The organism is Thiothrix nivea DSM 5205, assembly GCF_000260135.1.
Lineage (GTDB): Bacteria > Pseudomonadota > Gammaproteobacteria > Thiotrichales > Thiotrichaceae > Thiothrix > Thiothrix nivea.
Map to the genome: position 1 here is coordinate 2,932,969 of NZ_JH651384.1, position 15,794 is coordinate 2,948,762.

Sequence of the window (15,794 nt, forward strand, 5' to 3'; positions counted from 1 at the left end):
ACACTGGCCAGCGGTTGCGCTAGAATAGCCGCTTTCACCCGTAATGAAACCGCCCGATGCCGCTGAACACTGCCCCCAACGCGCCCGCTGCCCTCTACGATTACCCACATTACTGGGCAGAATGTTATGGCACGTCTGAGTATCTCCCCATGTCGCGTGCGGAAATGGACGCGCTCGGCTGGGATTCCTGCGACATCATCATCGTCACCGGCGACGCCTACGTCGACCACCCCTCGTTCGGCATGGCGGTGATCGGGCGAGTGCTGGAGGCACAAGGCTTCCGCGTCGGCATCATCGCCCAACCGGACTGGCAGTCGAAAGACGCTTTCATGGCACTGGGCGAACCCAACCTGTTCTTCGGCGTGGCGGCGGGCAACATGGATTCCATGATCAACCGCTACACCGCCGACCGCAAAACGCGCTCCGACGACGCCTACACCCCCGGCGGCATGGCGGGCAAACGCCCTGACCGCGCCTCGCTGGTGTATTCGCAGCGCTGCAAGGAAGCCTACCCGCACGTCCCCATCATCCTCGGCGGCATCGAAGCCTCCTTGCGCCGCATCGCCCATTTCGATTACTGGCAGGAAAAAGTGCGCCGCTCGATCCTGATGGATGCCAGCGCCGACCTGTTGCTGTACGGCAATGCCGAACGCGCCGTGATTGAAATTGCCCACCGCCTGTCACGCGGCGAAACGGTGGACAGCATCACCGACGTGCGCGGCACCGCCTTCATCCGCCGTGACACGCCGCCAGAGTCAGAAGGCTGGCTGGAAATCGACTCCACCCGCGTCGACCAGCCGGGCAAGATTGACCGCATCATCAACCCGTACCTCAACACCACGGACATGGATGAATGCGAGGTCGAAAAGCGCAACCAGCAATGGCTGGAATACGAAGACCCGCGCATCAAGCGCCCCGGTGAGCAAAAATTACACTTCCACCCACGCGCACGACTTGACCGCAATCGCACCGTGATCCGCCTGCCTTCCTTCGAGAAAGTCAGCAAGGACAAGGTGCTGTACGCCCACGCCAACCGCGTGCTGCATCTGGAAACCAATCCCGGCAACGCCCGCGCCCTGGTGCAGAAACACGGCTCGCAGGACATCTGGATCAACCCGCCGCCGTTCCCGCTCTCCACCCCGGAAATGGATTACGTGTTCGGCCTGCCCTACGCCCGCCTGCCGCATCCGGCTTACAAGGGCGAACGCATTCCCGCCTATGAAATGATCCGCTTCTCGGTGAACATCATGCGCGGCTGCTTTGGCGGCTGCACTTTCTGCTCCATCACCGAGCACGAAGGGCGCATCATCCAGAACCGTTCGCAGGAATCGATCCTGCACGAAATCGAGGAAATGCGCGACAAGGTGCCGGGCTTTACCGGCGTGGTTTCCGACCTCGGCGGGCCGACCGCCAACATGTACCGGCTGGCCTGTAAAGACCCGAAAGTGGAAGCCTCCTGCCGCAAGCCGAGTTGCGTCTACCCCGGCATCTGCCAGAACCTCAACACCGACCACGCCGCGCTGAAATCACTGTACCGCGCCGCCCGTAACCTACCGGGTGTCAAGAAAGTGCTGATCGGTTCCGGCCTGCGCTACGACCTCGCGGTGCGCGACCCCGAATACGTCAAGGAACTGGTCACCCACCACGTCGGCGGCTACCTCAAGATCGCCCCGGAACACACCGAGGACGCGCCGCTTTCCAAGATGATGAAACCGGGCATCGGCGCGTATGACGAATTCAAGCGCCTGTTCGAGAAATACACGAAGGAGGCAGGCAAGGAACAGTACCTGATCCCCTATTTCATCGCCGCGCATCCCGGCACATCGGATGAAGACATGCTCAACCTCGCGCTGTGGCTGAAGAAAAACGGCTTCCGCGCCGACCAGGTACAGGCGTTCTACCCTTCGCCGATGGCCTCGGCCACCACCATGTACCACACCGAAAAGAACCCGCTGCATCAGGTCACGTACAAAAGCGAAAAGGTGCAAACCGCCAAGTCGCCGGAACAGCGCAAGTTGCACAAGGCATTCCTGCGCTGGCACGACCCGAAGAACTGGCCACTGCTACGCAAAGCCATCGCGGATATGGGGCGGCAGGAGCTGATTGGCGATGGGCCGAACCAGTTGATCCCGCATTATCAGAAGGGCGAGGAAGACCTCGTTTATGAGGCGCATCGGCGGAAGAATAAGGGTGGGGAGCACCAGAAGAGGATGGGGAAGCCTGCCCACAACGCCTCAGCCAAACCAGCTACAAAAGCTACGTCCGGCAAACCTGCAAATAAACAACAGGCAGGTAAAAAAATGCTGACTCAGCATACTGGACTGCCACCTAAACCGCGCACGGAAGCAAGCAACAAACCAAAGCCAGCGGGTAAGCCCAAACAGCGCCGCACGTAGTCTCGTTTGCAAGATTTACCCTTTTCCAGTTCCGCTGTATACTGTTCACCATTGGTTAATTGGTGTAAAAATGCAATAATTAACCACTTAATTTTTTGTAATATGCATCCATATCAATTCAAAATTCGGCTGGATTAAGCTGAATTTTTGAATTGACAATTGATCTTTCATTAACTTATTGATTAACGAGGTATAATCATGAATAATAAGAGAGTTATTGGCTTTGAATTAAGTGATGGAGAGCTGGTATATATTGAAATTGAAGACACAAATAACCATTCGGAATTAGTAAGCAATTCTCAAAATGATTTTTCAAAGATTCAAATTGAGTTTTCAAAGTCACTTGGGAAAATAAAATCATTAATAGATGAGACCCTAACCTCTCTCCAAGATATAAATAATCCTGACGAAGTTAACTTAGAATTCGGCATAAAACTTGATGGCAAAGTCGGCGCATTAATAGCATCTAGTGGCATTGAGGCTAACTTCAAGGTCTTATTAAAATGGAAGGGAGATAAGAATTAAGGCATGAAAAACTCCTTGGTACGCATACTTCACAAGAATACATCAAGTGTAATTGGAGGTGGTTTTCTTATTACACCTACGCATATTGTTACATGCGCACACGTTGTAGCTGACTCAATTGGTTATAATTATCTATCTAACGATATACCATCTGAGATAGTTTTTTTAGATTTTCCACTATTACAGAAAAATTTAAAGTTTTCTGCCAAAGTCATATCATGGTTTCCCGTAAAAACCAATATCAGTAATAATATTGTTAGAGATATTGCTGTACTAGAACTATTAGACGACACACATTTACCCGAAGGTTCTTGCCCAGCACCCGTTGTTTTCTTGGAGGATAATCATTTAGATGATCGAATGGTTAAAATCTGTGGCTTCCCCCGAGAAATACCTGAAGGAGATTGGATTAATGGTAGCCTTCAAGGCTTAGTCTCTTCAGGTCTTATACAGCTAAACCACGAGGTTGGTCGGCGTTGCATATCAAGAGGTTTCAGCGGAACTCCTGTTTGGGATAAACAAGAAAGGGCAGTAGTCGGCATTGTTGTTAGTATAAATACTCGAGAAAATGAACGTATTGCTTATGTTATTCCTTCATCCCTCATTTCTTTAGCATGGCCATTGTTACCTAAAATTGGTCGACCTGCAAACCCATATAAAGGTCTTTCATATTTTCGAGAGGAAGATGCTAATTTATTTTTTGGCAGAGAACATTTCATTAAAAAACTATTTTCGGTTATTTCCAATCGCCAATTTATCTTAATGATTGGAGCATCAGGGACTGGTAAATCATCAATTCTGAATGCAGGCATTATTCCTTTGGCTCAATATGCGTTTCAGGGTCTTGTTTTCCCCGGCATTGCAAACGTGATGGATAGCGGTAAAGTTAGTCATTTCCGATAGCCAAGGAGAGGCTTTATGACCTCGCTCATCAGTATTTCCAGCCTGACCAGTGATGCCGCCTGTTTCGAGCAAGTCCGTTCCGTGCGTTGGCCTAATGGGGTGATTTGTCCGCACTGCGGTTCACAGGACACTATCCGTCGAGGCAAGGATGACACCCAGCAGGAACGCCAGCGTTACCAGTGTAAGGATTGCCAAAAGCGTTTTGATGACCTGACGGGAACGGTGTTTGAAGGCCACCACCAGCCGCTGAAGGTGTGGGTGTTGTGCCTGTACCTGATGTCGTTGAACCTGTCCAACCAACAAATCGCCCGCGAATTGGGGTTGAACAAGGATGATGTTCAGGCGATGACGGAACAGTTACGGCGTGGTGTCGAGAAAAAAAACGCCAGTAAACCTGTTTGGGAATGTTGAATTTGATGAGGTTTATGTCAAGGCTGGACACAAGGGAAACCCCGAAGCCGTCGCGGATGCTGGGCGTGAAGGTCGCCGCCGCGCCCTGAAAGGTGCGCCGGGGCGTGGGACACTGGAAAAGGACAAACCACCCATTTTCGGCATGATCCAGCGTTCCGGGGAGGTCGTGATCCGTATGCTGGCGAATGTGAAACAGACGACGATCAAGCCGTTGATTGTGGAAACGGTGGCAGCAGGCACGCTGGTCTACACCGATGAGTACAACATTTACAGCCGATTGGAAGAATGGGGCTATGCCCACAAAACCGTCAACCATGGCGCAGGCGAATATGCCCGTGACGAAGATGGTGACGGTTTCCATGAAGTCCACGTCAATACGATGGAAGGTTTTTGGTCACTGTTACGCTCATGGTTACGACCTCATCGGGGGATCTCACAAGAAAAGCTACCGTGTTACCTTGCATTCTTCGAGTCTCTTCACAACATCAGGAAACGGGGGCAAGCTGCCTTACAGTCCTTGCTTTCGCTGCTGTTGGGATAAGACCCTGAAACGCATATTGAGCCATTCCTTTTATTAAGAATGCTGAAGAATGGTTGGTATTAGTCATGCGACCACGGTCAGATCCATTTAAAGAACTATTATCACTAATTCTTCCATATATATATAAAGATCCCGTTGATCAGCTTGAAAAAGCATCTCATCTTTTGGAAGTTATTCGTTCAAAAGATATTAACATTAGTTATCTTGCGAAAATAATTCTTAAGACTTGTCATAAAACCAGACTGCTATTAATAATCGACCAATTTGAAGAGCTCTATACTCTCAATACTATTGACTCTTCTCAGAAGACATTCATTGATTTATGTTTATCACACTTATCATATAATGATAATAATGAACTGATAGACATTGATAGCAATATTAGCATTTTATGCGCTATGCGAAGTGATTTTATGGGAGCGGCAATTGCATATAATAAAATAGGGCGTGTACTTAATGACTTTCCATGTGAGATTTTAGGTCAAATGACTGTAGATGAATTACAGTCAGCAATCGAGCTACCAGCACATAAATGCAATATTAGTTTTGAAACTGGCTTAGTTGATCGAATTCTCCATGATGTAGGCTCTGATCATGGTTATTTGCCACTCCTGGAATTTACTCTTTCGCTGCTTTGGGAGGGTATAAGCTATAATAAAATCACACATGAAAGATATAATGCCGTAGGTGGAGTTAAAGAAGCACTGACTCAATATGCTAATAATGTATATAACGAATTTTCTAGCGATCAGAAACAACAAATTGAATATATTTTCATACAATTAGTTCAGCCTAACGAAGATGCTCGGGATACCAAGCAAGTAGCCTACAAGGCTTATTTTAATAAAAAAATGTGGGATTTAGTAACCATCTTAGCAGATAAAAGACTTGTAGTGACAGGAGGAAGCGGTGATTCTGAACAAGTTGAAATTATTCATGAGACTTTGATTGATTATTGGGGTTTACTGAAAAACTGGATTGACAAAAATAGGCATTTCAGATATTGGCAGAATTATTTGCGGCAGGCAATAAGAGAGTGGGAAAAAAATAATAAAGATATAGGCGGATTATTAAGAGGAAAGGCACTGCTAGAAGCTGAAGAAAACTTACTTTCTTTTAAACGATTTTTAGGAGAAAAAGAAATTTTATACATCGAATCCAGTTCTAATTTAAAGAAAAAGGAAGAAAAGAAAGGCAAACAAAGATTTCAAATAGCTATATTAATTGGAATATTCGCAAGCATCGGCTTTCTGGGGGCGCTATATTTTTATTCCATATCAGAAAATGCTTTAGCTAAAGCCAAAAAAAGTGAATTGATATCTAATGATCAAAAAAACAAAGCTCTAAAAACACAATCTTTGTTTTTAGCAGACCTAGCTAAGCAAGAATTGGAAAAAGGCGCTGTTGATATTGGTGCACTGCTTGCACTAAACGCCTTACCTCAAAATGGCGGCATAGAAAGACCATATGTCATTGAGGCTGAACATCAATTACGACAAGGTGTCATTAAGCATCTGGATAAAAATATCATAGAAATTGAAAAACCCGTCTTTGTTATTTCTTTATCTCATAATGAAAAACAATTAGCTGTTGCAGCAGGTACCAATATACAATTATATAACACAGAATCATTTAAAAATGAAGGTGAGTTGGTAAGTAAACTTAGTAATGTGGTTTTTATAGCTCATACTAAAAATGACTTTATACTAGCCACGTATAATAATGGAGAAGTTAAACTATGGGACACAAAGAAAAAAAAAGTAATAGTACAATTCGATGGTCACAGAGATGCAGTTTATTTTGCAGATTTTAATTCTACTGAAACTTTACTTGCAACAGCTTCAAAAGATAAAACCATTAAGATATGGGATATTCACTCTGGAAAAGAACTCAAATCATTTGCAGGACATGATTCAATTGTTACAAAGGTATTTTTCTCCCCCGACGACAAAAAGTTATTAAGTGCTTCTCGCGATAAAACTGCTAGGATGTGGGATGTGGAAAAAGGTAAAGAGTTGTTTAAATTTGGACATAAAAGCTATGTCTTTGATGCAAAGTTTAAACCAGAAGGAGATATAGTTGCAACCGCATCAGCAGATGGAGAAATTAAATTATGGGACGCATTGACAGGCAAGTTAATAACCATACTGGATCGACATACAGACAGTGTTTATAACTTGGAGTTTGAGCCAAAAATAAAATCTTCATATGGCTCTCATTATAGTGATTCTGATCTATTACTATCTAGTTCAGCAGATAATACTGCAAGACTATGGTACGTTGGCGCTACAGACTATCGCTTAGGCCATGAAAAGTTTGGTAGCCAATTAGCTGTTCTACAGAAACATAAATCACCAATTATGATTTCAAAATTTACTGAAGATGCCAAATACATTATTACCGCATCGAAGGATGGTGTTGTTTGTTTATGGAGAAACCTCGGAAATAAGTCAGTTTTACGGGAATTTTTCAAAGCACACGAGGAAGGTGTCTTCGATGTTGCTATGTTTTCAGACCATATGAGATTAATTACTGCATCATCAGATAAATATATTTACATATGGAGTCTAAAGAATAAATTAAAAGAAATTGCCACTCCTAATGAAGAGCTTGTTCCTGATGAAGAGAATATGATGGGGTATTTTCCCCTTCATAAAAAAATATTTTTCAACCACTCTAGCTTTATAAGCGTCTTAAATACATATTCAGGCTCATTTACAAAATTAATAGAAAATATAGAAGCTCCAAAAATTACAAGAAATATAGAAAATGACACCAACTCATGGATACCAATAAAAAAAGATGACAAACTATTTTACATTGATTTACTTTCTGGGAACAAGAAAACCATAAGCGGCTTTAAACCACTTAGCTCAATAACCTTTTCGAATGCTGTTTTTAACCGCAGAAAGGAGCTATTCGCATATTTCAATGAAAATATATTGTCAATATATGATTTTTCAAATGGGGATCCAAAATTAACCTATCAACATATTTTTGATAATATAAAGAAAATAGACTTTACCACGAACGGAGATTACTTTGTTTTAATTTCTACTGGAGAATCTTATATTATCGATATAAACAGGAATAAAATTCTGACTCGCTTAAGTCATGATAAGGAATTCGATAATTTCAGACTTAGCGAAGACAAAAAAACTTACGCTTCTTGGCAAAATCATTATGAAAAATACTTTCGTAATATAAATAGCGCCCCTTCCAAAAAAGTAAGTATATTTCATATTGCGAATGGCAAAAATATTGCACTGAGTTATGAATCTGAGCCTTTAACTGTAAAACTTAGCCCTGACAGCCTGTCTATTGCGATTTTATATGTTGATGGTGCAATGCGATATTGGAATGCCATAGATGGGAAGCTGTTATTTGAATACAAAGATAAAACCAATATATTGAGCGGAGTCAATTTTAATCTGGATGGCAAATATCTATTTCTCTCCTCCCAAGATAAAGTTATTATATATAATATACAATTGAGAAAAACAATTGCCGAAATACCGGTAAATACAGCATGGAACTCATATTTCACTTATGCTTTAGATTACAATAAAATTCTAATAATTTCTAATGAAGAGTTGGCAATTTGGAATATCTTATTAAATCAAAGCGAATTAATATCAATGGCAAAAAAAATCTTTCCCCGCAGTCTTAGCAATGAGGAGAAGAAACGTTATTTTTTAGAATGAACTCCTCATTCAATATTCATTAATAAGACTTTCCAGAGAAGGAATTAATTTTTTTTCACTTTTTAGAGCATTACAAAGAGATTCTTTTTTAGAAGAACATGGGTTTATTTTTCTTTCCAAGATAGATAATGCTTCTTTGCTTTTATTATCATATGCTAGGGCAAGCGAATAAAATATTATTACTTTCTCATAAAACCGTTCATCTTTCTTAGATGGAAAGCTTTCTTGCAAAGTTACTGACTTTAAAAAGGCAACCTGTGCTTTATGAAAGATTCTTTCATTCATATGAATCATTCCAATTAAATAATATGTAACATATTTTCTATCGTCAATAATATTATCAGGGGGTAGTTCTTCCACAGCCTTTTCAGATACATGAAGTGCTTCATTATATTTTTTTGATTCTAATAAGTCTAAAGCAGAAGAAATCTCTTTACCCCACTCATCAGAAATTATACTAAATCCATCTATAGGTTGACTCTCTCGATAATCATGATACATATCCATATATACATGAACAGTCTTTTTTGAGTTAATACATCTCAACTCATAATCATCAACAATATTTCCAAATACCCCTTCACCGGAGTTTCCTAATCTTTCAAAATCGACCATATCGCCAGATGAGCAACGCAGCCTTGAAAGGTATTCACGTTCACCACTAGGAGAATTACATTTCACCGGATTATCCCAAGAACCAAGAGGGAAGCTATCACTTGCTTCAAGCGTAGGTGATACGTTATCTGCCATGAGTAATTTTGTAGGTGAAAAAGCTAAAAATATTAGAATTAACAAGTTACGTTTCATCAAATTTACGCTCTTAATTAAAGGTAACCGACACAATTAAACTTACTCTCCCTGCTTTGCTTCTATGCCTTTACTTACCAAGGACAATAAGTAAGCGTTCACGCCCTCTGATAGGCATTGCAGCGATTTTATAGTAAATTCACCCCATCCCAATAACGAGCCATTATCCCCTTGCCAGCCCTAGCCCACCCACTGCCGACCACCCTTGATGAAGCACATCAGCTGATCGTGCGCCAACAGGAACGGATAGCCGGGTTGGAGAAGCAAGCGGCACGGGTAGTGGTGTTGGAACAGCAAGTCGAAACGCTGCAAAAACAGCTCGAAGAACTGGTGGCCAAACTGGGCAGCAGTTCCCGCAACAGCTCCAAACCGCCGTCCTCAGACAGCCCGGAACAACGGGCAGCCCGTCCAAAACGCAAGGGGAGTGGCCGCCCGCATGGCGGGCAACCCGGCCATCCACGCCACGAACGGGCGTTATATCCCCCCGAACAAGTGACCCGCACTGAACAGTATTTCCCGGAAAGCACCTGCGCCTGTGGTGGGGCAGTGGCGGTTGACTGGGAAAACCCTTACCGCCATCAGGTCACGGACATCGCCCCTCCGCCGCCACCCGAGGTGACGGAGCACCAGTTTTACCACGGTGTCTGCCAATCCTGCGGCAACCAACACCACAGCCAGTGGCCGGACTGGGTCCCCAGCGGGCAAATGGGTGCGGGTGTGATTGCCTGGATTGTGGTGCTGGCCGGACAGTTTCGCCTGTCGATGCGCCAAACCCAGCTCCTGTTGTGGGAAGTCTGGCAGGTGCGCTTCAGCACCGGGGCGATCAGCAAAGCGCAAGGCAAATCCATCCCGTGGATGGGGCCGCTGTACCGTCAGGTCGGTGAGCATGTGCGTGGGCAGGCGGTCTGCCATGCCGATGAAACCCGCCATTACCGTGGCACGAACACCTACTGGTTATGGGCATTGGCGGACAACACCGTCACGTACTTCATGACCCATTACTCACGCGGCAAGGCTGCCGCCGATGCCTTGTTGGGCAGTTTTACCGGTTATCTGGTGACAGACCACTTCAGCGGTTACGGCAATGTCCCGCCCGAACGGCGGCAACTGTGCTGGGCACACCTGATCCGGCACTTCCGCAAGATGGCCGGGCGTTGTGGCGGAGGGGGAATGGTTGGCAAACGCCTGCTGCTGATTGCCTGCGCCACCGTCCGCACCCATCACCGCTGGCAACAGCACCCCGAAGGGGCGGCACGCTACCGGCGGCGGATACTGCGCCTGCGCCGCAGCTTCCAGGCCACCCTCAGCCTGGGCGAAGCATTGGATAACTGCAAACGCACCCGCAACCAATGCAAACATCTCCGTAAAGATGAGGCCATGTGCTGGACTTTCCTCAAGGATACACGCATTCCCCTCACCAATAACCGCGCTGAACGGGTGATCCGCCCCTACGTGCAATGGCGTAAGACCAGTTTTGCCAGCCAGTCGGCACAAGGGGACAGGTTCCGGCCAACCGTGCTGACCGTGTTGGGGACTGCCCGGCAATTGGGGATGGATATGGCAACCCTGATGCGCTATGTGTGCTCCCAAGGCTTGGCTCATAAGCCGGTCGCCGTGCGCTTCCCCTTGGGGCAGGTCTGTACCCGCAAACCGCTACAAATGGCGTGAACGCTTACGGACAATAAGTACTTAGGCATAAGTTTATCGGAGCTTTGAAAGCGTAAAAATCTGATTTTACTCGAAAAATTCTTCCGAAAAACTTATGCATGGGTACAGCGATTCCCGGTCATGGATTAACACTATGATTTTTAAAGAATTTCCATCGCTTGCATCTGTGCGAAACGAATATGATTTTCTTTATAAATCAATCGCCTAATCCATTTTTGATCGGGAATTGCTGGCATGGGTACTTGACCTGCTCAATTATCAGTAATTTTTTCATTATCATCAACTCCCCGACCGCGCCTCGCTGGTGTATTCGCAGCGCTGCAAGGAAGCCTACCCGCACGTCCCCATCATCCTCGGCGGCATCGAAGCCTCGTTGCGCCGCATCGCCCATTTCGACTACTGGCAGGAAAAGGTGCGCCGCTCGATCCTGATGGACGCCTCCGCCGACCTGCTGCTGTACGGCAACGCCGAACGCGCCGTGATCGAAGTCGCCCAGCGCCTGTCACGCGGCGAAACGGTGGAAAACATTACCGACGTGCGCGGCACCGCCTTCATCCGCCGCGACACGCCGCCGGAATCCGAAGGCTGGCTGGAAATCGACTCCACCCGCGTCGACCAGCCGGGCAAGATCGACCGCATCATCAACCCCTACCTCAACACCACGGACATGGATGAATGCGGTAAGCGTTCAGCCCCTTGCAAAGCTGCCCAAAATTTGTTGATCTAAAAAGATGCTGAAAGACAAGCTCAAACAACTGCTGGGAGAACCGAAGGATCTGGCTCAGGCAAAACAGGTTATCGACCTGCTGTTGGATATGGTGGAAGCCCAGCAGGAGCAACTTGATGCCTTGGGAGACCGGCGTTCCAGCAACTCCCGGAATTCATCAAAACCGCCTTCCAGTGACAGCCCGAGTGACCGTAAACAGCGTGCAAAGCAAAAGAATGGTAGTGGCCGCAAACAAGGTGGGCAACCGGGGCATAAAGGCCATCACCGTGCCCTGCATCCTGAAAGTGCAGTTGACCGTTTTCACCAGTGGTATCCGGGTAGCTGCCTGTGTGGTGGTGAAGTGATGCCCAGCGGCAAAGGGCCCCTGCGTCATCAGATCATCGACTTGCCGGAAGTCCGTCCGCTGATTACGGAACACTGTCTGCATCACGGTTGTTGCTGCCGTTGCGGTACACCGCAATATGCCCAATTGCCCGATAGCGTATCCGGCAGCTCGTTTGGCCCGCGCCTACATGCCTGTGTGGCCTTGCTGAATGGCCAGTTCCACCTCAGTGACCGCCAGATCAGGGAATACCTGCAAATCTTCCATGAACTGCGGGTCAGCTTAGGCAGCGTCAGCAACATGCAAGGCCGGATCACCCCCTGGCTGTGGCCGCTGGCGCAGGAAGTGCGTGATTACCTGCGCAAACTTCCCTGGGTACATGCCGATGAAACTACCCACTGGCACAAACAGGAACAACGCTGGATGTGGGTACTGGCAGCACCCCAGGCGGCTTACTTCCAGACCCACTATTCACGCGGCAAACTGGCGGCTGACAATCTGCTGGGCGAAGATTTTCAGGTAATCCTGGTCAGTGATCGGCATGGCGCTTATAAAACTGTCCCTGCCGAACGCCGCCAGTTCTGCATCCCGCATTTAATCCGGAATTTTAAGAAAATGGTGCAACGGCGCGGTATTGACGGCCATATGGGCAAGAAAATCGTCAAATCACTGCAACTGTTGATACGGATTGACCACCGCCGCCAGCAAGGACTGGCTGAAAGCCATTTCCGACGACGATGCTGTAAAGTTCGGGAACAATTGGTCGGCCATTTACAACGCGGCATGGAAGTATGCCGGAAGAAATCCCGCAACCAGTGCGAAAAGCTGTTAAAGGATATTGGGTGTCTGTTTACCTTCATCAGGCATCCCGGTTTGCCCCTGACCAACAATGAAGCCGAGCGGGCTATCCGGCCTTATGTGATCTGGCGCAAAACCAGCTTTGCCACCCAGTCTGCACGCGGCGACCGCTTCCGGGCTCATATCCTGACCGTGGTGGAAACCTGCAAGCGGCAGGGTTTGTCAGCATTGCGGATTTTGCGGGATACCTGCTGGCAGGGGCTGACCGGGCAGCCGATTACAACATCCGTCCTGGCTGGGAAAGCGGTAATGGCTGCATAGGACTGAACGCTTACTGAATGCGAGGTCGAAAAGCGCAACCAGCAGTGGCTGGAATACGAAGACCCGCGCATCAAGCGCCCCGGTGAACACAAACTGACCTTCCACCCGCGCGCCCGGCTTGACCGCAACCGCACCGTGATCCGCCTGCCGTCCTTCGAAAAAGTCAGCAAGGACAAGGTGCTGTACGCCCACGCCAACCGCGTGCTGCATCTGGAAACCAACCCCGGCAACGCCCGCGCCCTGGTGCAGAAACATGGCTCGCAGGACATCTGGATCAACCCGCCGCCGTTCCCGCTGTCCACCCCGGAAATGGATTACGTGTTCGGCCTGCCCTACGCCCGCTTGCCGCACCCGTCCTACAACAATGAGCGCATCCCCGCCTATGAGATGATCCGTTTCTCGGTCAACATCATGCGCGGCTGCTTCGGCGGCTGCACTTTCTGCTCCATCACCGAGCACGAAGGGCGCATCATCCAGAACCGTTCCCAGGAATCGATCCTGCACGAAATTGAGGAAATGCGCGACAAGGTGCCGGGCTTTACCGGCGTGGTTTCCGACCTCGGCGGGCCGACCGCCAATATGTACCGGCTGGCCTGCAAAGACCCGCAGGTGGAGGCTTCCTGCCGCAAGCCCAGTTGCGTCTACCCCGGCATCTGCCAGAACCTCAACACCGACCATGCCGCGCTGAAATCACTGTACCGCGCCGCCCGTGAATTGCCCGGCGTCAAGAAAGTGCTGATCGGTTCCGGCCTGCGCTACGACCTCGCGGTACGCGACCCCGAATACGTCAAGGAACTGGTGACGCACCACGTCGGCGGCTACCTCAAGATCGCCCCGGAACACACCGAGGACGCGCCGCTTTCCAAGATGATGAAACCGGGCATCGGCGCATATGACGAGTTCAAGCGCCTGTTCGAGAAATACACCAAGGAGGCGGGCAAGGAACAGTACCTGATCCCCTATTTCATCGCCGCGCATCCGGGAACCAGTGATGAAGACATGCTCAACCTCGCGCTGTGGCTGAAGAAAAACGGCTTCCGCGCCGACCAGGTACAGGCGTTCTACCCCTCGCCGATGGCCTCGGCCACCACCATGTACCACACCGACAAGAACCCGCTGCATCAGGTCACGTACAAAAGCGAAAAGGTGCACACCGCCAAGTCGCCGGAACAGCGCAAGCTGCACAAGGCATTCCTGCGCTGGCACGACCCGAAGAACTGGCCGTTGCTGCGGAAGGCGATGGCGGATATGGGAAGACAAGAACTGATTGGCGATGGGCCGAACCAGTTGATCCCGCATTACCAGAAGGGGGAGGAGGAACTGGTGTATGAGGCGCATCGAAGGAAGAATAAGGGACGGGAACATGAGAAGCGGACGGGGAAACCTGCCCACAATGCCTCCGGTAAACCTGTGGGCAAGCAACAAGCCGGAGAAAAAATGCTGACTCAACATACGGGATTGCCACCAAAACCCAGAAGAACTCAAGCACCAAAGAGACCGAAATAATTGACATATTAATTATTTTTTTGTACTATTATTTAATAGTGTTACTACACTAAGTACCTTTGGTCTATTAGCTAATGGTTTCTATAAGTTAGTTGACATCGGTTTGTCGCTGTCTCCTGCCGCAAATATTATGACGGTTATTGGTTTTTTTATAGCTGTTTCACAAGTTTTTGGGGTAAATAATATGGATATAGCGAATTTGATTACAATGTTTGTATGGTGCAGTCCGGTTATGCGGGTTTCGACGACACAGGCAAATGTTACAACTGCTTATACCCATGAAGCTAGGATCAGATAACCGCCCGCGCCAATTCTGGAAAAGCCCTGCACATATTAGCAGGGCTTTTTTTATTTCTTGCATCAAAGACGGACTTGATACCTGTGAATCTGCGGAATTTGTCCTCTCCAGTTCCGGCGTAACAGACACCCCAAAAAAGCACGGCAAGCAACATCAAAGCTTACCGGCAGCGAGTATAGCCGCGAACATAAGTACCGTCTTTGCGAGTATATGACCGAACAGAATGACAACTCCCACCCGAGGAAATAGACCTTTGTGATTTAGCCCGTTGAGCCAAGTCTGAAGCCACGTAATCTAACCTCACTTTTTCCTCTACCGTTGAGATTCCATAAATCTTGTCATACACACGCTCGTAATCAAACATACTACTGAGCGCTGTCAAACCTAACGATTTTTTTAAATCGTAGGCAGCTTGCCTGTCTTCCATTTGATCAAAAACGTACTCCAAAGCGAGCATTTTTCCATAAGCGTTGGGTTTTGTAGGCACGTTCGCTGTTGTCGAACAACCAAGCAAACCGAAAAACAAGGTGAGTATTAAAAGCAGTTTCATTTTGTCGATAAACCTAAATCGGAATCAAAACGGTCGGATTTGTAATCAATGGAGGTAACTTTTCCCTAAAATACAAGATCGGCCCTTTGAGTCATCTGTGCAATATCTTTGCTGTCACCGTCGGCAGCGGCGAACAAGGGGATGCTAATAAGAAAAAAAGTTATGGTTGATGTTACAACCAACTTAAGTAGTTTTTTCATCTAGAAACCTCGTGAGTTGTAATGTTTAGACAAGGAATCTATAGTTTACATTTACATTTACTAATGTCAATAATAAATTATACTTTTAATTATTGTAAAGAGGAAAATACTGGTCGG

At 47.4% G+C, this 15,794-nt stretch carries 8 protein-coding genes and 3 pseudogenes; 9 read left to right on the forward strand and 2 right to left on the reverse strand.

Annotation, left to right across the window (positions count from 1 at the left end):
- The first annotated feature begins 56 nt into the window (after positions 1–56).
- The 5 genes and pseudogenes from THINI_RS14670 (at position 57) to THINI_RS14690 (ending at position 8,480) form a co-directional block, all read left to right on the forward strand.
- Entirely contained in the window at positions 57–2,396 is a 2,340-nt protein-coding gene (locus tag THINI_RS14670) for a YgiQ family radical SAM protein (protein WP_002709338.1), read from the forward strand.
- 198 nt (positions 2,397–2,594) lie between these two features.
- Positions 2,595–2,921 carry a CU044_2847 family protein gene (locus tag THINI_RS14675; protein WP_002709339.1) on the forward strand — a complete coding sequence of 109 codons (327 nt, stop codon included), beginning with the start codon at positions 2,595–2,597 and terminating at the stop codon, positions 2,919–2,921.
- A gap of 3 nt (positions 2,922–2,924) precedes the next feature.
- Entirely contained in the window at positions 2,925–3,824 is a 900-nt protein-coding gene (locus THINI_RS24430; RefSeq protein WP_002709340.1) for a S1 family peptidase, read from the forward strand.
- A gap of 15 nt (positions 3,825–3,839) precedes the next feature.
- A pseudogene (locus THINI_RS27350) lies at positions 3,840–4,776 on the forward strand (IS1595 family transposase).
- 32 nt (positions 4,777–4,808) lie between these two features.
- The gene (locus THINI_RS14690; protein WP_342610129.1) at positions 4,809–8,480 is read left to right on the forward strand and encodes a WD40 repeat domain-containing protein; all 3,672 of its coding nucleotides are present in this window, start codon (positions 4,809–4,811) and stop codon (positions 8,478–8,480) included.
- A gap of 9 nt (positions 8,481–8,489) precedes the next feature.
- On the opposite strand, the gene THINI_RS14695 is transcribed toward THINI_RS14690, so the two are convergent.
- Complete coding sequence (locus THINI_RS14695; protein WP_002709342.1) at positions 8,490–9,287, reverse strand: tetratricopeptide repeat protein; 798 nt, start codon at positions 9,285–9,287, stop codon at positions 8,490–8,492.
- Between the two features lie 171 nt (positions 9,288–9,458).
- Between THINI_RS14695 and tnpC (THINI_RS14700) the strand changes: the two genes are divergently transcribed.
- From tnpC (THINI_RS14700) to THINI_RS14715, 4 genes and pseudogenes are all read left to right on the forward strand, one after another.
- Positions 9,459–10,955 carry an IS66 family transposase gene (gene tnpC / locus THINI_RS14700; RefSeq protein ID WP_002707503.1) on the forward strand — a complete coding sequence of 499 codons (1,497 nt, stop codon included), beginning with the start codon at positions 9,459–9,461 and terminating at the stop codon, positions 10,953–10,955.
- Between the two features lie 295 nt (positions 10,956–11,250).
- Positions 11,251–11,682: pseudogene (locus THINI_RS14705) on the forward strand (YgiQ family radical SAM protein); the annotation flags it as partial.
- Between the two features lie 4 nt (positions 11,683–11,686).
- On the forward strand, positions 11,687–13,123 hold the full coding sequence (gene tnpC / locus THINI_RS14710) for an IS66 family transposase (RefSeq protein ID WP_002709343.1): 1,437 nt from the start codon (positions 11,687–11,689) through the stop codon (positions 13,121–13,123).
- A gap of 93 nt (positions 13,124–13,216) precedes the next feature.
- Positions 13,217–14,629: pseudogene (locus THINI_RS14715) on the forward strand (YgiQ family radical SAM protein); the annotation flags it as partial.
- A gap of 458 nt (positions 14,630–15,087) precedes the next feature.
- Here THINI_RS14715 and THINI_RS25305 read toward each other — a convergent pair.
- On the reverse strand, positions 15,088–15,477 hold the full coding sequence (locus THINI_RS25305; protein WP_002709344.1) for a hypothetical protein: 390 nt from the start codon (positions 15,475–15,477) through the stop codon (positions 15,088–15,090).
- Positions 15,478–15,794 lie beyond the last annotated feature (317 nt).